Here is a 22,024-nt window from a genome sequence, read left to right on the forward strand (position 1 = left end):
AAACCACCCCACGATTCGTCTGTGTGGACGGCTTGGTCTATAATCCGGGCATAGCTTGCGCAAGCACAATACTCCCTTGTCCTTGACGTGATTGCCCCCAATTCGGATAGACCCCACACATAGAGAAGCCCCATCATGACCACTACCAAACACGCCCGCGTTTTGATCCTCGGCTCCGGCCCTGCCGGCTACAGCGCAGCCGTCTATGCCGCGCGCGCCAACCTGAAGCCGATGCTGGTCACCGGCGTGGAACAGGGCGGCCAGCTGATGACCACCACCGACGTGGAAAACTGGCCCGGCGATCCGATGGGCGTGCAAGGCCCGGACCTGATGCAGCGCCTGCTGCAGCACGCCGAGCGCTTCAATACGGAAATCGTGTTTGACCATATCCACACCACCTTCCTGAACGAAAAACCGATCCGCCTGAAAGGCGACAGCCACGAGTACACCTGCGACACGCTGATCATCGCCACTGGCGCCTCGGCACAGTACCTGGGCCTGCCATCGGAATCGGCCTTCATGGGCAAGGGCGTGTCGGCCTGCGCCACCTGTGACGGCTTCTTCTACCGCAACCAGGAAGTGGCCGTGGTGGGCGGCGGCAATACGGCCGTCGAGGAAGCGCTGTACCTGTCGAACATCGCCGACAAGGTCACGCTGATCCACCGCCGCGACAAATTCCGCGCCGAAGCGATCCTGATCGACCGCCTGAACGCCAAGGTTGCCGAAGGCAAGATCGTGCTGAAATACAACCATACGCTGGACGAAGTGACGGGCAACGAAGGCGGCGTGACGGGCCTGAACATCAAGTCCACCATCGACGGCAAGATCGAAGCGCTGAACGTGCATGGCGTGTTCATTGCGATCGGCCACAAGCCGAACACCGGCATCTTCGAAGGCCAGCTCGACATGCACAACGGCTATATCAAGACCAAAACCGGTCTCGAAGGCATGGCCACCGCCACCAGCGCGCCCGGCGTGTTTGCCGCCGGCGACGTGCAGGACCATATCTACCGCCAGGCCATCACCAGCGCCGGCACTGGTTGCATGGCAGCACTGGACGCCCAGCGCTACCTGGAAGGCCAGGAGTAATCCTCGTGGCGTCGATGAAAGACTTTGCCGACCTGAAAGCCGTGAGCAAGCAGCTCAGGGAGCAGGCCGAGGCGCGCGCGATCGAGCAGGCCGAGCGCACCAAAAAGGCCCAGGTGCAGGCGGTGGAAGGCAATCTGTTCAAGGCCAGCATCGGCGGCGTCAAGCGCCTGCCCGAGTCCGACCGCTATGTGCCGGCGCTGCCGAAGACGCCTGCCATGACGTCGACGCAGCCGGCGCGCAAGCTGTCGCGCGAGGAAGACGATGCGGCCGTGCTGCGCGAGTCGCTGTCGGACCTGTTCGAAGTCGACCACTACCTGGAAAACGATCCGGCCCTCAACTATGCGGCGCCAGGCGTCGGCCCCGACGTGATCAAAAAGATGCGCAAGGGCCACTGGCCGATCCAGGATGAGCTGGACCTGCACGGCCTGCGCCGCGACGAGGCGCGCGACGGCATCGGCGCTTTTCTTGCCCATGCGACGCGGCGCAAGCTGCGCTGCGTGCGCGTGATCCACGGCAAGGGTTTCGGTTCGAAAGGCCAGGAACCGGTACTGAAATCGATGGTGCACAGCTGGCTGGTGCAAAAGCCGGAAGTGATCGCCTTTTGCCAGTCGCGCCGCTCCGAAGGCGGCGATGGCGCGCTGACGGTGCTGCTGGCGTCGGCGCTGCAGGCGGTGCGCTAGCCCTGCCCTGCTTAGCACTCATAAGTTGCTCTGAAACACGGCCCCGTTTGTCACCATTCGGGGCCGTGTCATGTTAACCTGTGGCTATTATTTTTTGCCGGGCAACAGTCCGGCCGCCGCCTCCCATGATGCCACCCCAATTGCCGCCCGGCTCGCTGATCAAACTGATTGAAGTGATCGCCATCCTGGTGGGCGCCTTTTCCGGTTTTATCGAAGCGCGCAGGAAGCGCATGGACCTGGTGGGCGTGTTCGTGGTGGCCTTTATCACGGCGTTTGGCGGGGGGACTTTGCGCGATATCCTGCTCGACAAGCGGCCCCTGTTCTGGGTTTCGCACCAGGAATACGCGATCCTGATCTTCGTGCTGGCCCTGACTGCGGCGCCGCTGATCCAGCACCTGCGGGAAATCGTCTCCGAACGGCTGATCGTGGTGGCGGACGCGATCGGCCTGGGCATGTTTGCGATTGCCGGCGTGGCCGAAGCGATGCGCGCGGGCATGCCGCTATTCATTGCATCGATGATGGGCGTGATTACGGGGATCTTCGGCGGCGTGATGCGCGATATCGTCTGCAACGAAGTACCGATGGTATTTCGCGATGGCAAACCGTATGCGATCTGCGCGTTTATCGGCTGCTGGGCCTATTTGCTGCAGAAGCATTTTGGCGTCGAGCACGATTTCGCGCTGTGGACCAGCGCCAGCGGCATTACCATCATGCGGCTGATCAGCTGGAAGTTTGATATGCGGCTGGGGCGGTGAGTTGCCCCGCCCTGCCAACAACGGTGTCGGATGCCTGACCAACAATGGTGTCGGATTACGCGCGGAGCGCTAATCCGACCTACGGCGTAATCCGACCGAAGAGAATGCTTATACGGCTTCCGGGCCGGTTTCGCCGGTGCGGATGCGGATGACCTGCTCGATATTGCGGACAAAAATCTTGCCGTCGCCGATCTTGCCGGTGCGCGCCGCCTTGATGATGGCGTCGACCACCTGCTCGGACACGCTGTCGTCGACCACCACTTCAACCTTGACCTTCGGCAGGAAGTCGACCACGTACTCGGCGCCACGGTAGAGTTCGGTGTGGCCTTTCTGGCGGCCGAAACCTTTTACTTCCGTCACGGTCAAACCCGTCACATTCACATCGGCCAGCGCTTCGCGTACTTCGTCGAGCTTGAATGGTTTGATGATGGCGGTAATCTGTTTCATGGCTTTCTCCTGTTCATAAACATAATGATGCGACAATTTGTTGTGTATGTACCCCAACAGCAAACCCTGGGGTCGGACCCTCAGGGTCCGACCCCGGCCTTTCAGCCATTGGGGCGAAAGCAAACTCCATCTTATTCGTAGAATTTCGAGGTAATTGGGTAGCGCCAGTCGCGGCCAAAGCCGCGGTGGGTGACGCGGATGCCGACCGGCGACTGGCGGCGCTTGTATTCATTGATCTTGATCAGGCGCGTGATGCGGGCCACGTCGGCCGGCGGATAACCGGCTTCGATAATTTCGGCGATCGGCCGGTTCTCTTCCATATACAGCTGCATGATGCCGTCGAGGATATCGTACGGCGGCAGCGAATCCTGGTCCAGCTGGTCGGCGCGCAGTTCGGCGGACGGTCCGCGCGTCAGGATGCGCTCCGGAATCACATCGGACACGCTGTTACGGTACGCACACAGGCGATACACGAGCGTCTTGGCGATATCCTTGATGACCGCGAAGCCGCCCGCCATGTCGCCGTACAGGGTGCAATAGCCAACCGCCATCTCGCTCTTGTTGCCGGTCGTCAGTACGATGCTGCCATGCTTGTTCGACAGCGCCATCAGCAAGGTGCCGCGGATGCGCGCCTGGATGTTCTCTTCCGTCGCGTCTTCGGCCAGGCCGGCGAACTCTTCAGCCAGGGTGGCGCGGAAGGCGTCGAAGGTTTGCTTGATCGGAATTTCATCGTAGCGCACATCGAGCCGTTTTACCATGTCGCGCGAGTCGATCCATGAAATATCGGCGGTAAACTGCGACGGCATCATCACGGCGCGCACCTTGTCGGCACCGAGCGCATCGACGGCAATGGCCAGCGTCAGCGCCGAATCGACGCCGCCCGACATACCGATCAAGACGCCGGGAAAACCGTTCTTGCCGATATAGTCGCGCACGCCCAGCACCAGCGCCTGGTACACCTGGGCCTCGACCGGCAGCGGCGCGGCCACCGGCTGCGGCACGGGAATGGCGCCATCGAACTCGACGATCCGCAGGTCTTCCTCGAAATGGCGCAGCTGCGCGCAAATCGTGCCATTGGCGTCCATCACGAACGAGTCGCCGTCGAAGATCAGTTCATCCTGCCCGCCGACCAGATTCGCGTACACCAACGACAGGCCTTGCGCGCAGACGTTCCGGCGCATGGTCTCGTAGCGCAGATGCTGCTTGTTCATGTGATATGGCGAGCCGTTCGGCACCAGCAGCACCTGGGCGCCGGCCGCGCGCGCACGGGCCGGTGCATGGGCAAACCACGTGTCTTCGCAGATATTGATGCCGAAGCGCACGCCCTTGACGGCAAACACCAGGGGCTGGTCGCTGGACGAAAAGTAGCGCTTCTCATCGAACACGGTGGTGTTCGGCAGATCGTGCTTGCGGTAGGTGCCCAGCACCTGGCCGTTGACCAGCACCGAGGCGGCGTTATGGCGCACGGTGCCGCTGTCATCCTGCAGCGGCAGGCCTACCACCACGTGCAGATCGGGGAACTGCGCCAGGTCGGCGGCCAGTGCGGCAAACGCTTGCTGCGTTTTTGCGTAGAATGCATTGCGCAGCAGCAGGTCTTCCGGTGGATAGCCGACCAGCGACAGTTCCGGGGTCAGCACGATATCGGCGCCGGAAGCATGGGCGCGGCGGGCCAGGTCAAGAATTTTGGCGCGGTTGCCGGCCAGATCGCCGACCGTACTATTCATTTGAGCAATTGCGACTTTGACTGTCATGATGTTGGATATTTCGTTTTATTAACAAAGACGGGGCAAACCCCGGGGGTGCGCAGGCCGACGGCGCGACCCGAAAGTGATGAATGCAAACCACAACAATGAATTATCGCACGGGTGTCGTCTCTTCTCTGGCTGAAATTGGCGAAGCGGCCTGGGCTGAACTGCTGGCGCTGCAGGCCGAGCCCAATCCCTTCCTGTCGTATGCCTTTTTGCATGCGATGCACGAATCGGGCTGTGCAAGCGCCGACTCCGGCTGGCAGCCGCAGTTTCTGGTGCTGTGGCAAGGCGACACGCTGGCCGCCGCCCTGCCCCTGTATGTCAAACTGCACTCGTATGGCGAGTATGTGTTCGACTGGGCCTGGGCGGATGCCTACCAGCAGCATGGCCTGGAATATTATCCGAAACTGCTGTCGGCGATTCCGTTTACGCCCGTCAGCGGCACGCGCCTGCTGGCGCGCGACGGGCAGGCGCGCGCGGCCCTGCTGGCCTTTCTGCAGGCACAGCAGGAAGCGAGCAAGGTCTCGTCCACGCATATCCTGTTTCCGCCGGAAGCCGAAGCGCGGCAGCTGGAGCAAGCCGGCTTCTTGCTGCGCAGCGGCGTGCAGTTTCACTGGCTCAATCCCGGCTATGCGAATTTCGAACAATTCCTGGCCACGCTGGAACACAAGAAACGCAAGAATATCCGCGCCGAACGGCGCAAGGTGGTGGAAGCGGGCGTCACCATGCGCCAGGTACGCGGCGCCGACATCACGCCGGCGCTATGGCAATTCTTTCACCGCTGCTACAGCAATACCTATGCCGAACACCGCTCGTCGCCGTATCTGAGCCTGGAATTCTTCGAGCGCATCGGCGCCAGCATGCCCGGCAATATCCTGCTGGTGGTGGCCGAACGCGACGGCCGGGCAATTGCCGCTTCGCTGGTGATCCACACGGCAGATACCTTGTACGGCCGCTACTGGGGTGCGCTGGAGCACGTGCCCTGCCTGCATTTCGAGACGGCGTATTACCAGCCGCTGGAGTTCTGCATCGCGCAGGGCATCGCCACCTTCGAAGGCGGCGCCCAGGGCGAGCACAAGATGGCGCGCGGTTTCCTGCCGCAAAAGACCTGGTCGGCGCACTGGCTGGCCCATCCGTCGTTTGCCGACGCCGTCGAGCGTTTCCTGGAACGGGAACGGGGCGGCATCGATGCCTATCTCGATGAGCTGAACGAACACAGTCCGTTTCGCGGGGCGCCCGCACTGTAAAAACTGCCGGTTTTATAAGTAATACGGCTGTGTTAAGCTGGAAAAAGTCATGCCTGCAGCAAGCGTGTACTGCCCGCCCTGCCGGCCCTCGTTGGCGGCTCCGCTCAACTTTCTCTTTTTGGTGAATGTAATTGCAAGTATTTAATCTGACCGGCCGTCACCGTGCGCGCCGTGGAGTTGCCGCATGAGCGGCGTGATCGGCTGGTGGGAAGCCGCCCTGCTGGGCCTGATCCAGGGCCTGACCGAATTTCTCCCCGTCTCGTCGAGCGCGCACCTGCGCATTATCGGCCCGTTTTTACCGTCCGGCGCCGACCCCGGCGCGGCGTTTACGGCCATTACCCAGATCGGCACCGAACTGGCCGTGCTGATTTTCTTCCGCAAGGATATTTTACGGATTGCGCTGGCCTGGTTCGGCGCCCTGCCCGGCAGCGGCGCGACGGCTGAAGCGAAAGCCCATCCCGATGTGCGCCTGGGCTGGCTGGTCATCATCGGCTCGCTGCCGATCGCGATCCTGGGCTTGCTGTTCCAGCACGCCATCGAAACCTATCTGCGCAATCTGTACCTGACCGCCATCATGCTGATCGTGTTCGGCCTGATCCTGGGCGCGGCCGACCGCTACGGCCGCCACCAGCTGCCGCTGTCGCGCATGCGCTGGCGCGACGGCATCATCTTCGGCTTTGCGCAGGCGATGGCGCTGATCCCGGGCGTGTCGCGCTCGGGCGGCACCATCACGGCCGGACTGATGATGGGCTACACGCGCGAAGCGGCGGCCCGCTATTCCTTTTTGCTGGCGATTCCGGCCGTGCTGGCGTCGGGCTTTTACCAGCTGTACAAAAGCTGGGGCGTGGCCGGCCCGGTCGCCCCCGGCCCCACTCTGCTGGCAACCATCATTGCCTTCTTTGTCGGCTATGGCGTGATCGTGGTGTTCCTGCGCATCGTCAGCAGCCGCGGCTACTGGCCGTTCGTGGCCTACCGCATCGTGCTGGGCATGGTTGTGCTGGCGTTATTGAACATGGGCGTGATTGCCGCTCACTGAGCGCCACGTACCAATAAAAATGCCCCCGTGCCAGAGCTGGCACGGGGGCATTTTTTATGGCATGGCGGCGATTACGAAGCGCTGTCTTCCGCGTCTTTCTTGTAAGCGGCAACGCCGTTCAGGATTTCAGCGCGGGCTTCGTCAACGCCGTACCAGCCGTCGATCTTGACCCATTTGCCTTTTTCCAGGTCTTTGTAGTGCTCGAAGAAATGCTGGATCTGGCGCAGGCGCAGTTCGTTCAGATCTTCCGGTTTCTGCCAGTGGCTGTAGATCGACAGTACTTTATCGACCGGCACGGCCAGCACTTTCGCGTCTTCGCCCGACTCGTCGGTCATTTTCAGCACGCCGATAGGACGGCAGCGCACCACCACGCCAGGGAACAGCGGGAATGGGGTGATCACCAGCACGTCGACCGGGTCGCCATCCGGCGACAGGGTGTTCGGCACATAGCCGTAGTTGCATGGGTAGTGCATGGCAGTGCCCATGAAGCGGTCGACGAAAATCGCGCCCGATTCCTTGTCCACTTCATATTTGATCGGATCGGCGTTCATCGGAATTTCGATGATCACGTTGAAGTCGTTCGGCAAATCGCGGCCCGAAGGCACTTTATTCAAGCTCATGGGGTTTTCCTCGTGTGTGCTGACAGTGTTTTAACCGCGCAATTATAGCGAAGTACACGCGCCTTGTGCGCCGCAGCAGCCCTGTGAGCACGCTGGTGTGGCGATTCTGTCAAGCGACGCCACAACGGTGGCGCTGGCGGCCCGGCAATGCTATGATTTGTAAATGAGAACCATTATTATCTGACTTTACGTGTCTTCCGCTCCCGCACTTTCAGCACCCGACGTTACCGCCCTGTACAGCGACCACCACGGCTGGCTGCAGGGCTGGCTGCGCCGCAAGATGGGCAATGCCTGTGACGCGGCCGACCTCGCGCACGATACTTTTCTGCGCGTGCTGGCGCGGCGCGATACTCCGGCCTTGCTGGCGCCGCGCGCCTACCTGGGCGCCATCGCGCGCGGCCTGGTGGCCGACTTTTTCCGCCACAAGGATATCGAACGCGCCTATCTCGATGCACTGGCGGCCCTGCCCGAAGCGCATGCGCCCTCGCCGGAAACCCGCGCCATCGTGCTCGAAGCGCTGGTCGCCATCGACAATATGCTCGACGGCCTGAAACCGGCCGTGCGCCAGGCTTTCCTGCTGTCGCAGCTCGACGGCCTCACCTACGAACAGATCGCGCAGCAGCTGGGGGTGACCAAACGCACGGTCAGCAACTATATGTGCACGGCGATTGAACATTGCGTCGAACACTGCGATGCGCTGGCGCCATGAAGCAAACAACTGTCACGCCGCGCGATGACGCGGCCGTGCGCAAGCAGGCCGTGGCCTGGTATGCGCGCCTGTGTTCGGGCAGCGCCAGCGACGCCGACCGGCAGGCCTGGCAGCGCTGGCACCAGCAGCACCCGGACCACCAGCGCGCCTGGCAGCGCATCGAGGCGATGCGCGCCACCTTGCAGCAGGCGCCGCCCGAAGTGGCATCGCCCGTGCTGCGCGCCAGGCTGGCGTCCGGCGACCAGGGGCGCCGCCAGGTGCTGCGCAGCGTGGTGGCACTGGCCTCGACCGGCACCTTCGGCTATCTGTCATGGCAAACGGCGCAGCAACATGGCCTGGTACAGCCGCTGCTGGCCGATTACAGCACCGGCGTGGGCCAGCAGCGCCGCGTGCAACTGCCGGACGGATCGCTGCTGATCCTGAACACCCATAGCGCCGTGGACATCGCGTTCGATGCCGGCGAGCGCCGCGTGCGGCTGCTGTCGGGCGAAATTCTGGTCGAGACGGCACGCCACCGGCAAGGAGCGGGCGCACCGGCAGACCCGCGCCCGTTGATCGTCGACACCAGGCAAGGCACGGCGCGCGCGCTGGGCACGCGCTTCACGGTGCGCCAGTTCGACCATCACGCGCAGGTGGTGGTGCTGGACGACGCGGTGGAGCTGCGCGCCGCCAGCGCACCGGGCAAGGCCGTGGTGCTGCGCGCCGGCCAGCAGGCAAGCCTGGGTGCCGCCGGCATCGACGCAATCGGCGAGGCGGATGAAGGCGCAGGCCTGTGGCAGACCGGCAGCCTGCTGGTGAACAACCGCAGCCTGGGCGAGGTGGTGGCCGACCTGGCGCGCTACCGCCATGGCCGGCTGGCGTGCGATCCGCGCGTGGCGCAGCTGCGCATTTCCGGCGTATTTCCGCTGGCCGACACCGACCGCGCGCTGCTGCTGCTGGTGCAATCGTTCCCGCTCAGGATGCGCAGCCTGACGCGCTACTGGGTGACGCTGGAACCCGCCTGACATTATTTTCAAAAATATTTTCATCTTTTTGTTTTTCGCACGGCCTACAGGACAGAAGCAATACCAACCACCTGTCAATCAATCACCTGGGCCCATCATGCTTGATCACCGCTGCACTCCTCTACCTCTCACCATCGCCATGCGTGGCGCGCTGCTGGCCATGGCGCTGTCGCTGCCCGCCGTCGCTATCGCCGCCCCGGCTGCCGCCACTGCCTCCGCCAGGCCCTACCAGATCGCCGCCGGCCCGCTGGTCTCCACCCTCAATCTGTTTGCCGCGTCCGCCGGCGTGGCGCTGACCTATGACCCGGCACTGGCCAGCGGCCGCACCTCGCCCGGCCTGCAGGGCGTGCATACGCCGGTTTCCGGCTTTGCCGCGCTGCTGGCCGGCAGCGGCCTGGAAGCGGTCGACCAGGGCAACGGCGGCTACACCCTGCGCCGCGCGGCCGGCGGCGAGCAGACGCTGGCGCCAGTCAGCGTCAGCGCCCGCGCCGAAGCCCCGAACGTCACCGAAAACAGCGGCAGCTACACCACGCCTTCAATGAGCACGGCGACCCGCATGGGCCTGTCGATCCGCGAAACGCCGCAATCGGTCAGCGTCGTCACGCGCCAGCAGATGGATGACCAGGCCCTGAACAGCGTGCCCGATATCCTGGAAAAGGTCGTCGGCGTCACCGTCGGGCGCAACGACAGCGAACGCGCCACCTTTTATGCGCGCGGCTACACCATCGAAAACTTCCAGTTCGACGGCATGCCCAACACGCTCGACAGCTCCAACCAGTACACCACGGCCATCGGCGACAGCGCCGTGTATGACCGCGTCGAAGTGGTGAAAGGCGCGACCGGCCTGCTGACGGGCGCCGGCAATCCGTCGGCCACCATCAACCTGGTGCGCAAGCGGCCGACCGGCGAATTTGCCGCGTCGGTCAACGGCAGCGTGGGCTCGTGGAACAAGTACCGCGGCGTGGCCGACGTGGGCGGCCCCTTGAACGCGTCCGGCAGCGTGCGCGCGCGCGTGGTGGCGGCGGCGCAGAATGCCGACTCGTATATCGACTACTACCAGCGCAACACGCGCAGCCTGTACGCCATCGTCGAAGCCGACCTGGCGCCGCGCACCACGCTGAGCCTGGGCGTCGACTACATGCAGAGCCGCGCCGACGGCGCCACCTTCGGCCATTTGCCGCTGTTCTACAGCGACGGCTCGCAAACCCGCTTTCGCCGTTCGCTGAACCCGGCCGCGCGCTGGTCGTACTGGGACAACGACAGCACCAATACCTTCGCCACGCTCAAGCACGCGTTCGACAATGGCTGGAAGCTCGACGCCGCCGCCAGCCACCTGAAGCAGTCGAAAGACGTGCTGTACGGTTCGGCCTACAACGGCTACATGAACCAGCAAACGGGCGCCGGCATCCGCCTACTGGGCGGCCCGCTGCCGACCCAGGCCAGCACCGACACGGCCAACCTGGCCGCCACCGGTCCGTTTACCCTGCTCGGCCGCCAGCATGAACTGATGCTGGGCGCCGGCTACTCGCGCCAGAACAAGGACGCGCAGATGTATACCAGCAGCTTCGTCACCGTGCCCGACTACCGCGTGTGGGACGGCAACCTGGTGCTGCCGACGCAGACCAAACGGGCCGACCGCGACACCACCATCACCGAAAAAGGCGCGTCGGGGGCCGTGCGCCTGCGCCCGCTTGACGATCTGTCGGTGATCCTCGGCGCGCGCGCCAGCTGGTACAAGCTGTATGACTACCAGGTGTCGGTGGCCGGCGTGAAAACTGTGTCGGACAACCTGGACGAGAGCGCAAAAGTGGTGCCGTATGCGGGCGTGGTGTATGACCTGGACAAGACCTGGTCGGTCTACGCCAGCTATACCGACATCTTCAAGCCGCAGACCTATTACAAGGACGCCAGCGACAGCGCGCTCGACCCGTTGACCGGCAAAAGCATGGAAGCGGGCGTGAAAGGCGAGTGGCTCGATGGCCGCATCAACGCCAGCGCGGCCGTGTTCAAGATCGAGCAGGACAACGCGCCGCAATACCAGGGCATCAACAGCACCACCGGCGGCGAGATCTACCGCCCGATCGCCGGCGTCACCAGCAAGGGCATCGAGACGGAAATGTCGGGCCAGGTCACCCCGTCCTGGAACCTGGCTGGCGGCTATACCTTCCGCACCTCGCATATCCCGCCGCAGCCGAACCTGATCCTCAGCGCCGTCAACACCAACCAGCCCAAGCACCTGTTCAAGCTGAGCACCGCCTACAGCTTGCCGGCCGGCTGGACCGTCGGCGGTTCGCTGACCTGGCAGAGCGAGACTTACTATCAGCTGTCAACGGCCTCCCGCTGGCGCGCCACGCAGCCCAGCTACGCGGTGGTGGGCCTGATGGCGCGCTACCAGGTGGGCCCGCGCCTGTCGGTAGCGCTGAACATCAACAACGTGTTCGATAAAACGTATATGCCGGGCATGGGCTCGTACGGCACCGGCGTGTATGGCGATCCGCGCAATGCGTTATTGACGGCGAATTTCAAGTTTTAAAACGCTTGGCGCTGTTCGGGGCTGTTGTCGGATTACGCCCTGCGGGCTAATCCGACCTACGATTTGATATCACGGCTGCTGCCAAACCCGTAGGTCGGATTAGGTCCGCAGGACCGTAATCCGACACATTGTTGGCACTGGAATATCGTCATTGAACAGGAAAAAAAAACCCGTCTCGCGACGGGTTTTTGTTTTACAAGATCGTCGCCAGCGCGCACTGTCGGTAATGCGCCGCCGCCTGCTCCTGCTGCTGCAGCGCCTCGTGCATCTGCGCCAGTTTCAGATGGGCGTCGCGCACCATGCGCGGGTCGCTGGCGTCGGACAAGGCCTGCTCCAGATGGCGCTGGGCCTTGCCCCACAGTTTCTGTTTCAGGCACAGGGAACCGAGCGTCAATGCCAGTTCCGCGTCCAGCGGGCGCTGTTTCAGCCACTGTTCGCAATGCTCGATCTGCAGCAGCAGGGCCGGCGTGCCGGAAGGCGCCGCCGCTTCGCGGTAGGCGCGCACCACGCGGTCGTCCCAGTCGGCGCCCAAGGACTCTTCGCACACCATGCGCGCTTCGTCGTGCAGGCCGCGCGCGTTCAGGGCGGTGGCGGCGCGGCAGGCGATATACGGCTTGACGCGGTCGGAAGTCGGCACCGTCGACCACACGCGCATCAGCGACTCGGCGTCGTGCGTGCGGTCCGACAGCAGGTGTTCATACGCCAGTTCGCGCAGGCGCGACGACAGCGCCGGATGCAGCGCGCGGTGCTTGTCGAGCGAGCGCACCAGGCGCAGCACTTCGGGCCAGTTCTTGGCCTGCTGTTCCGCTTTCAGCGACCATTGCAGCGCGTGGATATGGCGCGTGCCGCTGGCGTTCAGTTCGCGCACGGCGGCCAGCGCCGCTTCCGGCTGGTGGTCGTCGACCAGCAGTTCGGTGACCGTCATCAGGCGCGCGGTCTTTAACGCCGTATCGCCTTCGACGCGGGCCAGCCAGCTGTCGCGGCGCTCGGACTGGCGCATGCGGTGCGCGGCGCGCGCGCCGATCAGCGCGGCCAGGCCCGCATTGTCTTCCAGTTCGGCGGCGCGCAGCGCGGCTTTCTCGGCGTGGCCGAAACGGCCTTCGAACAATGCCTTCAAGGCTTCGCGCAAGCCCTTGTTGCCGTCGCGTTCACGCTTGCGGCGGCGGTAGGCGGCCACTTCGGCCGGCATGCGCACGGTGGCGCGGAAGGCGCGCAGCAGGAAGTACAGCAGCGCGAACAGGGCCACCTGCAGCAGCACGAAGAAGTTCAGCGACAGGTCGATGCGGTATGGCGGATAGAACAGCACCACGTTGCCGGGATTGAAACGGGCCGTCACGGCGATACCGATCGCCGCCGCCATCAGGGCGAGTAACCAGAGAAATAGACGCATGGGCTCAGGACTTCGCTTTGTAGTTGCGCACAGCGGTCAGGCTGTCGGACAAGGTCGGCATCTCGATCGCCAGGTTGCTGGCCTGCACCTGGCGCAGCAATCCCTGCGCCGTCTGCGTGGCGCGCGCGCGCGTGTCGAAATACCTGGCCAGCGCATCCTGGGCGGCGATCAGGTCATTGCGGAACGCCGTCTCGTTGCGCGACAACAGCGCCATGCGCGCGTTGAGCAGGCGCAGCTTGACGTTCTCGCGCAGGAAGTACGACTGCGTCGGCGACAGCATCAGCGCTTCGGGCGTGTCGACGCGGCGGATGCGGATCAGCTGGCTCACGTCGCTCCACATGTCGCTGCTCCAGGTGTTCCAGCCATTGCGCACCTGCTGCAGCAGCGGTTCCGGCGCTGGCGGCCCGACCAGCTTGCCGTCGGCATTGCGCGCCGGCCTGGCGGTTTTCTGCGGCGCCGCCGGCAAGGCCGGCTTTTCGTCGGACAGCATCGGCAGCGCGTCGATCTGGGCGATCACGGCATCCAGGCGCAGCGCCACGCCGGTCGAGTCGACGCTCGGCAGGGCCTTGAGTTTTTCCATGTCGCGCCCGATCGCGCGGCGGATGGTGATGAATTGCGGCTTGTCCGAGCGCGACAGGCTGCGGTCGGCGTTTTGCAGCGCGATCAGCGCACCGGGCACGTTGCCGGCCAGTTGCAGCTGCTGGCTGGCCGTCGACAGCACCTGCTCGATCTCGGTCAGCGCCCACTCGTCGCGGTTCTTCGACAGGTCGTTGTACAGCTGTTCCAGCGCCAGTTGCTGGCTTTGCGTTTCGCTCTGGCGGTTTTCCAGCGCGCCGACCTTGATCTGCAGCTCTTTCGTGCCTTCCTGCACGTTACGCGCCAGCACACCCGTTTCGGCATTGCTGATGTCGCCCTTTTGCAGGCGCTTGGCCACTTCTTCGCGCAGGTTGCGGATCTGCTTGCTGCTCGACCAGCTTTGCGCGGCCAGCAATACTGCCAGCGTGATGACGGCAATGCTCATCGGCTTTTGCAGCTGCTCGAGCAGCGTTGGCGCGCGGCCCGGGACTGCGTAGCCAGGTTGATCGGCCGCCTGCGGCGCCGTCAGGACGGCGCTGCCAGGCGTGGCATTCGGTTCGGAGGAGATAGGCATGTCGTTCATGGTCGTGATTGTAACGCGGCCAGCACGCCTGCGTCGCCAGATCCTGTCAAGGTGACCCGGGCAAAGCCCAGCTCGGCCGCAGACTGTGCAATGCGGGCGTGCGGCACGATCAAATGCTGCTGTTTCATTTTTACAACAAATGCCGCTGCGCCCTCGTGGCCATCGTCCATTTGCCCCAGCAGCGACAGCAAACCGCGCAGCGCTTCCGAGCTGGTGATGATCCAGTCATGATTATGCGCCAGCAGCCGTTCCAGGGTCGCGCGCAAGGTGGGCGTCAGCCTGGGCACGGCGCGCCGGTAGGCCGTAACAAACTCGACTTGCGCGCCGCCCGCGCGCAGGCCGTCGGCGAGGAAATCGCGTCCGCCGTCGCCACGCACGATCAGCACGCGCCTGCCGCGCAGCGCCGGCAGGTCCAGCGCCAGCAGCAGATGCTCGGAATCGCTGCGCGCATGCTCGCCGGGAGACGTGATCGAGGCATTGCTGTCGTTGACGCCGTGCGCGGCCAAGGCGAGGCGGCTGCCCTCGCCCACCACCGCCAGCGCCACGCCGGCCGGCCAGCTCGCCAGATGCGCAAAGGCGCAGTCAACCGCATTCGGCGAGACAAAGGCGACCAGATCGTAATCAGTCAAACGCGCCAGCACGGCGGCCAGCTGCGCGCATTCTTCGGCCCCGTCGAGCGCATGGATTTCCAGCAGCGGCAGCAGTTCCACCTGCAGGCCGAGGGCGGCGATGCTGGCGGCCAGCGGCCCGGCTTGCGCGGCCGGCCGCGTGATGATGACTCTTGCAGAGTCAGGCATGCGGCGCCAGGCCTTCGTGCTGGTCCGGCGTGACGGCGCACGAAGCCAGGATGGCGGCCGCGTCCTGCTCGCGCAACAGTTCGGCCACGGCTTCACCGAGCTGCTCGGGCGCATCGGCCGCGCCATGCACATCAGCGCTGGCCATGCGCGCGCCGTCCGGCGTGGCCACCATCGCGCGCAAGCGCATCTGGCCGCCATCGACGGTGGCAAACGCCGCCAGCGGAATCTGGCAGCTGCCGCCGAAGATCTTCGACACCTTGCGTTCGGCCGTCACGGCCTGCGAGGTGGCCAGATGGTTCAGCGGCGCCAGCAGGGCAAACAGGTCGACGCCGTCCGTGCGTTCGCTCTTGATCTCGATCGCCATCGCGCCCTGGCCGGCGGCCGGCAGGCTGTAGTCGGGGTCGAGCACGGTGCGGATGCGTTCTTCCAGGCCCAGGCGTTTGAGGCCGGCGGCTGCCAGGATAATGGCGGCGTAGTCGCCGCGATCGAGCTTGCCCAGGCGCGTGTCGAGATTGCCGCGCAGCGGCAGGATGGTCAGGTGCGGGTAGCGCGCGGCGATCAGCGACTGGCGGCGCAGGCTGCTGGTGCCGACCACGGCGCCGTGCGGCAGCGCGTCGAGATTATCGTAGTCGTTCGAGACAAACGCGTCGCGCGGATCTTCGCGCTCGAGGATGGCGGCCAGGCTGAAGCCGTCTGGCAGTTCCATCGGCACGTCTTTCAGGGAGTGCACGGCCAGGTCGGCGCGGCCTTCGTCCATCGCCACTTCCAGCTCCTTGACGAACAGGCCTTTGCCGCCCACCTTGGACAGTGCGCGGTCGAGGATCTGGTCGCCACGCGTGGTCATGCCGAGAATTTCAACGCTACACTGCGGATACAGGGCAGCGAGGCGCGCACGCACATGCTCGGCTTGCCACATGGCCAGCCGGCTTTCGCGCGAGGCGATGACCAGCTTGGCCGGGATAGTCAATTGGTGGGGAGTTTCGGATGATTTCAACACAAGTTCTTTCGCTGTCGTTGTTGTTTCGACGCTGCCACGCTCACGCGTTTATCGGGAAGAGGCCCGGCGTCGCTATAATTGTTATTCCTTTGCCTACTCGGCAAAACCGGTCACACGCCATGTTCAAGATCATAAATTTTATCATGCGCTCCCCTGCCCGCTGCGGCCCAACGCCCGGCGTATTTGCCGATTCTTTTCTTTGACACCTACTTTGGTACTTAATCATGCTCAATGAAGCCAGTGCAGCAGAAACAGCCGCCACCTCCACCGCCAGCCAGGACAAGGACGCGCCCCTGAAAGAAGATATCCGTTTGCTGGGCCGCCTGCTGGGCGACGTGCTGCGCGAACAGGAAGGCGACGCCGTGTTCGACGTGGTCGAAACCATCCGCCAGACGTCGGTGCGCTTTCGCCGCGAGGAAGACGCCGAGGCCGCGCTGGAACTGGACGCCATGCTCAAGCAGCTCACGCGCGAACAGACCAATTCCGTGGTGCGCGCGTTCTCGTATTTTTCGCACCTGGCCAATATCGCCGAGGACCAGCACCATATCCGCCGCCGCCGCGCCCACCTGCTGGCCGGCTCCACGGCACAGAAGGGCAGCATCGGCTTCGCGCTGAAGAAGCTGCGCGCCGCCGGCGTGCCGCGCGCCACCATCGATACGTTCTTCCAGGAGGCCCTGATCGCGCCGGTGCTGACGGCCCATCCAACCGAAGTGCAGCGCAAGAGCATCCTCGACGCCGAGCACGATATCGCGCGCCTGCTGGCCGAGCGCGACACGCCGCAAACGCCGAAAGAGCGCCTGGCCAACATGCAGCTGCTGCGCTCGCGCGTGGCCACCCTGTGGCAGACGCGCATGCTGCGCTACTCGAAACTGACGGTGGCCGACGAGATTGAAAACGCTCTGTCGTACTACCGCATCACCTTTTTGCGCGAGCTGCCGGGCCTGTACGACGATATCGAGGACGATATCGCAGTGGAGTATCCGAACGCGGACGGCACGGTCACGCCGATCGCCTCCGCCTACGTGCAGATGGGCAGCTGGATCGGCGGCGACCGCGACGGCAACCCCAACGTCAATGCCGGCACCATGCAGCATGCGCTGGCGCGCCACGCCACCACCATCCTCGATTTTTACCTCGATGAAGTCCATGCGCTGGGCGCCGAATTGTCGGTGTCGACCCTGCTGGTGGGCGTGAGCAGCGAACTCGAAGCGCTGGCCGCCCAGTCGCCCGACGCCTCGCCGCACCGCAGCGACGAGCCGTACCGGCGCGCGCTGATCGGCATCTATGCACGCCTGGCCGCCACCGCCCGCTCGCTGGGCGCCACAAATATCCTGCGCAAGGAAGTCGGTGCGGCCGCGCCCTACCCCGATGCGTCGGCGTTTGTCGCCGATCTGAATGTGATCAACGCCTCGCTGGCGGCCAACCACGGCGCCGCGCTGGCCCGTCCGCGCCTGGCCACATTGAGCCGCGCAGCCGATATCTTCGGCTTCCACCTGGCCTCGCTCGACATGCGGCAGACCTCGGACGTGCACGAAAAAGTGCTGGCCGACCTGTTCGCCAAAAGCGGCGTGGCAAGCGACTATTCGGCACTCGACGAAGACGCCAAGGAAGCACTGCTGCTCAATGAACTGGCGCAGCCGCGCCTGTTGTATTCGCCGTTCATCACGTACAGCGAGGTGACCGATTCCGAGCTGGCGATCCTGCGCGCGGCGCGCGATATCCGCGAGCGCTACGGCGCGCGGGCGATCCGCAACTACATCATTTCGCATACGGAAACCGTATCCGACCTGCTGGAAGTGATGCTGCTGCAGAAGGAAACGGGATTGCTGCGCGTCGATGGCAGCGGCGGCGCCAGCAGCGAACTGATGGTAATCCCGCTGTTCGAGACCATTCCCGACCTGCAGCGCGCGGCCGGCATCATGAGCCGCGCGATGGCGCTGCCGCTGGTGAAGCAGCTGATTGCGCAACAGGGGCAACTGCAGGAAGTCATGCTCGGCTATTCGGACTCGAACAAGGATGGCGGTTTTCTCACGTCGAACTGGGAGCTGTACAAGGCCGAACTGGCGCTGGTGGCCGACTTCCGGCAGGCCGGCGTCAAGCTGCGCCTGTTCCATGGCCGCGGCGGCACGGTGGGCCGCGGCGGCGGACCCAGCTATGAAGCCATCCTGGCGCAGCCGCCGGGCACCGTCAACGGCCAGATCCGGCTGACGGAACAGGGCGAAATCATCGCCTCGAAGTTTTCGAATGCGGAAATCGGCCGGCGCAACCTGGAGCTGCTGGTAGCCGCCACCCTGGAAGCGAGCCTGGCGCCGCAGGCGGAAAACCCGCAGCACGCAGCCCGGCTGGAGCGCTTCGAGACCGTGATGGCGGAACTGTCGAACCTGGCCTACAAGGCATATCGCCATCTCGTGTATGAAACGCCGGGCTTTACCGAGTATTTTTTTGCCGCCACGCCGATTGCGGAAATCGCCGAGCTGAACCTCGGCTCGCGCCCCGCGTCGCGCAAGGCCAACCAGCGCATCGAAGACCTGCGCGCGATTCCGTGGGGCTTTTCCTGGGGCCAGTGCCGCTTGCTGCTGCCGGGCTGGTTCGGTTTCGGCAGCGCCATCGGTGCGTGGATCAACGACGGCAACGGCGCGAAGGACGAGAAGATCGCCACCCTGCGTACCATGTACGCCGAATGGCCATTCTTTGCTACTTTGCTGTCGAACATGGACATGGTGCTGGCCAAGACGGACCTGGCGATCGCCTCGCGCTATGCGGAGCTGGTGGCTGACGCCGGACTGCGCGAGCGCATCTACAAGCGCATCACGGAAGAGCATGGCAATACCTTGCAATGCCTGGAACTAATCACCGGCAACACGGAACGCCTGGCGGGCAACCCGCTGCTGGCGCGCTCGATCCAGAACCGCTTCGCCTACCTCGATCCGCTCAACCACCTGCAGGTCGAGCTGATCAAGCGCCACCGCGCCCTGTCCGGCGACGACAAGGTCGACGAGCGCGTCCATCGCGGCATTCAGCTGTCGATCAATGGCGTGGCGGCGGGCCTGCGCAATACAGGCTAGACCGTCGCCTGTGAACGCCGGCGCGATCGCCGGCGTATCAGCCGCCGGGCCAGCAGGGCGGTGCCGCACAGCGCCGCCAGCAGCGTGACACCGGCCAGCGCCACCGGCCACGGCATCACGCTGCGTGCCGGCGGCGCGCTGGCCAGGCCATCGCGCAATGCCGCGGGAAACGGCCGCGGCTCGACCGGGATGATCTTCCAGTCGGCCGGATCGGCCGGCGCGCGCGCCATGAATTCATCATACGAAAACACGGGCGCCGAGCCGAACGCACGGCTCGACGGAAACTGCGGAATGCGCACCAGGATCAGCGCCTCCACATCGCGTTGCAGCTGCTGCTCGAACGGCGTCAGCGCCCGCGTCAGCTTGCCGGACACCAGTTGCAGCAGATCCTGGCCGGCCGCGTCAAACGCCACCGCAGGATACAGCCGCGTCTGCTCTTCATTCAGGTAATCGTAGGCCTTGCGCCCTTCTTTGAGGCTGAGCTTGGTGATCGCCTTGTAAGGGTAGCCCGCCAGCGCCATCAAACTGTGGGTCGGGCCGCGCCGGGGGATCTGCCAGCCCAGCGATGCAAACACATCCATGCTGAGGCCGGCGCAATTGTTCAGCGCGCCGTCGTAGGCGATGTCGTGCCGGTAGTACTGGTTGTAGATACGCTGCACGCCGCCCTGGTAGGCCACCGCCGTGCGTGCATTGTTCAGCACCGCCACCAGCATGTAGGAAGGACGGTAATACGATTGCCCGCTGTTCAGGTCGGCCAGGTAGTTATCCATCGGCACGGGCGCGGCCAGGATGCCCTTTTCGCCATAGGCGTCGAGCGCATAAAAATTGTTCACGATCCAGTCCGCCATTTCCCCGCGCGGCCCGAGAGTGCCGGTGGCGATCGCAAAATGGCCGCCATACGCTTCGTCATCGTCGCCCTGCGCGCCGTTGAGCATGATGCCCAGCACAGGCTGATCCTTGCCCTGCCATGTGCTGGCCGTTCCCGGCTGGCGCTCCCAGATCAGGCGGTTCGAATACGCGCTCCTGGCGCCGCCGTGCTCGGCCCGTACATAGTCCATCAGGCTGTCCTGCTTGCCCAGGGGCCGGCTTTCCAGTTGCTGTCTGATCACGAAGTCGCCGGGCCAGATGGTACGCGCCGTAAAGCGCGGCTGGCCGTCGGCCTGCTCCAGCGTGCCGCGCATGCGCACCGGTTTATCGCCAAAGAAAGCGCGCGAGCTGGCGTCGAAGTACGACAGGTTGGTGGCGATCTTCGGCACCGGCTGCCATGGCAGCAGCGTGCCGCCGGGCAGGCGCAGGCTGGCGCCGTCGGGCGAGATGCGTGCGTCGGCCAGTTGCGGCGCGCCCAGCCAGACCAGGCCGGGATAGGCCAGGCTTTGCGAGCCGGTACCGCCGGCCCACGCCAGCACGTCGGACTTGCCGCGTGCGGTGGTGGAGAAGCCGGACACCGGCAGGCCCGCCCTGGGCACGGCGATCACCTCGTCGCGAAAGTAGAACATGGCTTGCGGCAAGGTCGCACACTCCTGGCACTTGCCGTCAGCCAGGCGGAAATCCTGGCCCGCAAGCAGACCCAGGCGCTGGCCTTGCAGCGCATCTCGAATGCCGTCAGGGACCGCCGCCCGCACCTGGTCAGACAAGCCTGTACATACCATCAGAACCGCCATTGCGCCAAGCTGGATCTTCCATGTCGACATGAACGCCTACCTTTTTTGGTTTGCAAATTAGCATGAATTTTAACCTATAACAAAAAGAAAATATTGCGCAACTGCAAGTCGTGCGCAGCACCCTGAGCACGATAGAAATTATTTTTAAAGCAATAACAAGACAGCATTACAATGCTTGAAAGCAAGGTCACCATAAAAAATTCCGGCGAACAGCGCGCACAGGTCAAGACATGTTAAGGCAACGATGGCAAAACTGTCATTTCAACTGCTGCACGCGGCGGCCACCGTCAGCCTGACAGTGGCTGCCGTGCTGGCCGGTGCGGCCTGGCCTTCGGCTCCCTGGAACGCGCGCCTGGCGATGATGGCGGGCTTGCTGCTGGCGGCCGGCCTGTCGCTGCACTGCCTGCACCGGCACCAGCGGCATGCGGCCGGCACGGCGCAACAATTGCTGCAGGCCAGCGCGGCACGCTATCGCGAATTCGGCGACACGGTACAAGATGGCGTCTGGCAAACCGATGCGGCAGGCCGCATCGTGGACGCCAACCGGCGCATGGGCGAGATGCTGGGCCTGGCCGTGCAGGATCTCGTCGGCTGCCATGTCGGCGACTTTTTCGATGACGCTACCCTGGCGCGGCTGTGCCCGATGCAACGGCTGGACACGGCCGGCGCGGACCTGACCTGCACCGCGCGCCTGCTCGAATACCAGCGCGCCGATGGCGCCACGGCCTGGGCGATGGTCGGCGGCAAGCGCCTGCTTGACGCGCAGGGCGAGCTGTGCGGCTCGCTCACCGTCGCCACCGATGTCACCGGATACCATCTGGCGCAGCGGGCGCTGACGGCCGTGCATGCGGGGCTGGAACAACGGATCGCGCTGCGCACGGCGCAGTTGCAGGATGCCAACACACAGCTATCGAGCGAGGTCGCCGTGCGCAAGCAGGCGCAGCACGCGCTGGCCGACAGCGAGAAACGGCTGCAGGAGATTATTTCCATGCTGCCTCTGGCGCTGTTCCTGAAAACGCCGGACTCGCGCGTGCTGCTGATGAACGAGGCCTGCGAGCAGCAATGGGGGATCGGCCTGGATGAACTC

General features: G+C 64.3%; 18 protein-coding genes. 10 read left to right on the forward strand and 8 right to left on the reverse strand.

Annotation, left to right across the window (positions count from 1 at the left end; all coding sequences use genetic code 11):
* Positions 1–135 precede the first annotated feature (135 nt).
* The 3 genes from trxB to RTQ46_RS24280 all read left to right on the forward strand — a co-directional run bounded on the left by trxB (position 136) and on the right by RTQ46_RS24280 (position 2,524).
* Positions 136–1,089 (forward strand): thioredoxin-disulfide reductase, encoded by a 954-nt coding sequence (gene trxB, locus RTQ46_RS24270; protein ID WP_312440161.1) that lies wholly within the window; start codon positions 136–138, stop codon positions 1,087–1,089.
* Positions 1,090–1,094: 5 nt separating this feature from the next.
* Positions 1,095–1,769: a Smr/MutS family protein gene (locus RTQ46_RS24275; RefSeq protein WP_312440162.1), complete on the forward strand. Its 675-nt coding sequence runs from the start codon at positions 1,095–1,097 to the stop codon at positions 1,767–1,769.
* A 125-nt stretch (positions 1,770–1,894) separates the two neighbouring features.
* Positions 1,895–2,524, forward strand: coding sequence for a trimeric intracellular cation channel family protein (locus RTQ46_RS24280; protein WP_312440163.1), 630 nt, complete (start codon positions 1,895–1,897; stop codon positions 2,522–2,524).
* A 108-nt stretch (positions 2,525–2,632) separates the two neighbouring features.
* Here the strand turns inward: RTQ46_RS24280 and RTQ46_RS24285 are convergent, their stop codons facing one another.
* Entirely contained in the window at positions 2,633–2,971 is a 339-nt protein-coding gene (locus RTQ46_RS24285; protein WP_308922192.1) for a P-II family nitrogen regulator, read from the reverse strand.
* Between the two features lie 131 nt (positions 2,972–3,102).
* Complete coding sequence (locus RTQ46_RS24290; protein ID WP_312440164.1) at positions 3,103–4,722, reverse strand: NAD+ synthase; 1,620 nt, start codon at positions 4,720–4,722, stop codon at positions 3,103–3,105.
* 98 nt (positions 4,723–4,820) lie between these two features.
* Between RTQ46_RS24290 and RTQ46_RS24295 the strand changes: the two genes are divergently transcribed.
* Together RTQ46_RS24295 and RTQ46_RS24300 are read left to right on the forward strand one after the other, a co-directional pair.
* Positions 4,821–5,966, forward strand: coding sequence for a GNAT family N-acetyltransferase (locus RTQ46_RS24295; protein ID WP_312440177.1), 1,146 nt, complete (start codon positions 4,821–4,823; stop codon positions 5,964–5,966).
* A 184-nt stretch (positions 5,967–6,150) separates the two neighbouring features.
* Positions 6,151–7,002 carry an undecaprenyl-diphosphate phosphatase gene (locus RTQ46_RS24300; protein WP_312440165.1) on the forward strand — a complete coding sequence of 284 codons (852 nt, stop codon included), beginning with the start codon at positions 6,151–6,153 and terminating at the stop codon, positions 7,000–7,002.
* Between the two features lie 71 nt (positions 7,003–7,073).
* Here the strand turns inward: RTQ46_RS24300 and ppa are convergent, their stop codons facing one another.
* Positions 7,074–7,622: an inorganic diphosphatase gene (gene ppa / locus RTQ46_RS24305; protein ID WP_312440166.1), complete on the reverse strand. Its 549-nt coding sequence runs from the start codon at positions 7,620–7,622 to the stop codon at positions 7,074–7,076.
* Positions 7,623–7,812: 190 nt separating this feature from the next.
* On the opposite strand from ppa, the gene RTQ46_RS24310 reads away from it, so the two are divergent.
* From RTQ46_RS24310 to RTQ46_RS24320, 3 genes are all read left to right on the forward strand, one after another.
* On the forward strand, positions 7,813–8,331 hold the full coding sequence (locus tag RTQ46_RS24310) for a sigma-70 family RNA polymerase sigma factor (protein WP_312440167.1): 519 nt from the start codon (positions 7,813–7,815) through the stop codon (positions 8,329–8,331).
* Positions 8,328–9,335 carry a FecR domain-containing protein gene (locus tag RTQ46_RS24315; protein ID WP_312440168.1) on the forward strand — a complete coding sequence of 336 codons (1,008 nt, stop codon included), beginning with the start codon at positions 8,328–8,330 and terminating at the stop codon, positions 9,333–9,335. Before RTQ46_RS24310 ends, RTQ46_RS24315 begins: the two co-directional genes overlap by 4 nt.
* 97 nt (positions 9,336–9,432) lie before the next feature.
* Positions 9,433–11,868 (forward strand): TonB-dependent siderophore receptor, encoded by a 2,436-nt coding sequence (locus RTQ46_RS24320; protein ID WP_312440169.1) that lies wholly within the window; start codon positions 9,433–9,435, stop codon positions 11,866–11,868.
* A gap of 193 nt (positions 11,869–12,061) precedes the next feature.
* Here the strand turns inward: RTQ46_RS24320 and RTQ46_RS24325 are convergent, their stop codons facing one another.
* From RTQ46_RS24325 to hemC, 4 genes are read right to left on the reverse strand one after another with little or no spacing between them, the layout of a single operon-like run.
* A complete protein-coding gene (locus tag RTQ46_RS24325; protein WP_312440170.1) occupies positions 12,062–13,258 on the reverse strand; it encodes a heme biosynthesis protein HemY in 1,197 nt (398 codons plus the stop codon).
* A gap of 4 nt (positions 13,259–13,262) precedes the next feature.
* Positions 13,263–14,417, reverse strand: a complete 1,155-nt coding sequence (locus tag RTQ46_RS24330) for a uroporphyrinogen-III C-methyltransferase (protein ID WP_312440171.1) — start codon at positions 14,415–14,417, stop codon at positions 13,263–13,265.
* The gene (locus RTQ46_RS24335) at positions 14,414–15,214 is read right to left on the reverse strand and encodes a uroporphyrinogen-III synthase (RefSeq protein ID WP_312440172.1); all 801 of its coding nucleotides are present in this window, start codon (positions 15,212–15,214) and stop codon (positions 14,414–14,416) included. Before RTQ46_RS24335 ends, RTQ46_RS24330 begins: the two co-directional genes overlap by 4 nt.
* A complete protein-coding gene (gene hemC / locus RTQ46_RS24340) occupies positions 15,207–16,208 on the reverse strand; it encodes a hydroxymethylbilane synthase (RefSeq protein WP_312440173.1) in 1,002 nt (333 codons plus the stop codon). Before hemC ends, RTQ46_RS24335 begins: the two co-directional genes overlap by 8 nt.
* Positions 16,209–16,435: 227 nt before the next feature.
* Between hemC and ppc the strand changes: the two genes are divergently transcribed.
* Positions 16,436–19,276, forward strand: a complete 2,841-nt coding sequence (gene ppc, locus RTQ46_RS24345) for a phosphoenolpyruvate carboxylase (protein ID WP_312440174.1) — start codon at positions 16,436–16,438, stop codon at positions 19,274–19,276.
* On the opposite strand, the gene RTQ46_RS24350 is transcribed toward ppc, so the two are convergent.
* On the reverse strand, positions 19,273–20,910 hold the full coding sequence (locus tag RTQ46_RS24350) for a hypothetical protein (protein ID WP_312440175.1): 1,638 nt from the start codon (positions 20,908–20,910) through the stop codon (positions 19,273–19,275). The genes ppc and RTQ46_RS24350 overlap by 4 nt on opposite strands.
* 271 nt (positions 20,911–21,181) lie before the next feature.
* Between RTQ46_RS24350 and RTQ46_RS24355 the strand changes: the two genes are divergently transcribed.
* Positions 21,182–22,024: PAS domain S-box protein (locus tag RTQ46_RS24355; protein ID WP_312440176.1), on the forward strand; the 843-nt coding region annotated here is incomplete at its 3' end.

The organism is Janthinobacterium sp. (assembly GCF_031995485.1).
In the GTDB taxonomy this organism is placed as follows: Bacteria; Pseudomonadota; Gammaproteobacteria; order Burkholderiales; family Burkholderiaceae_D; genus Janthinobacterium.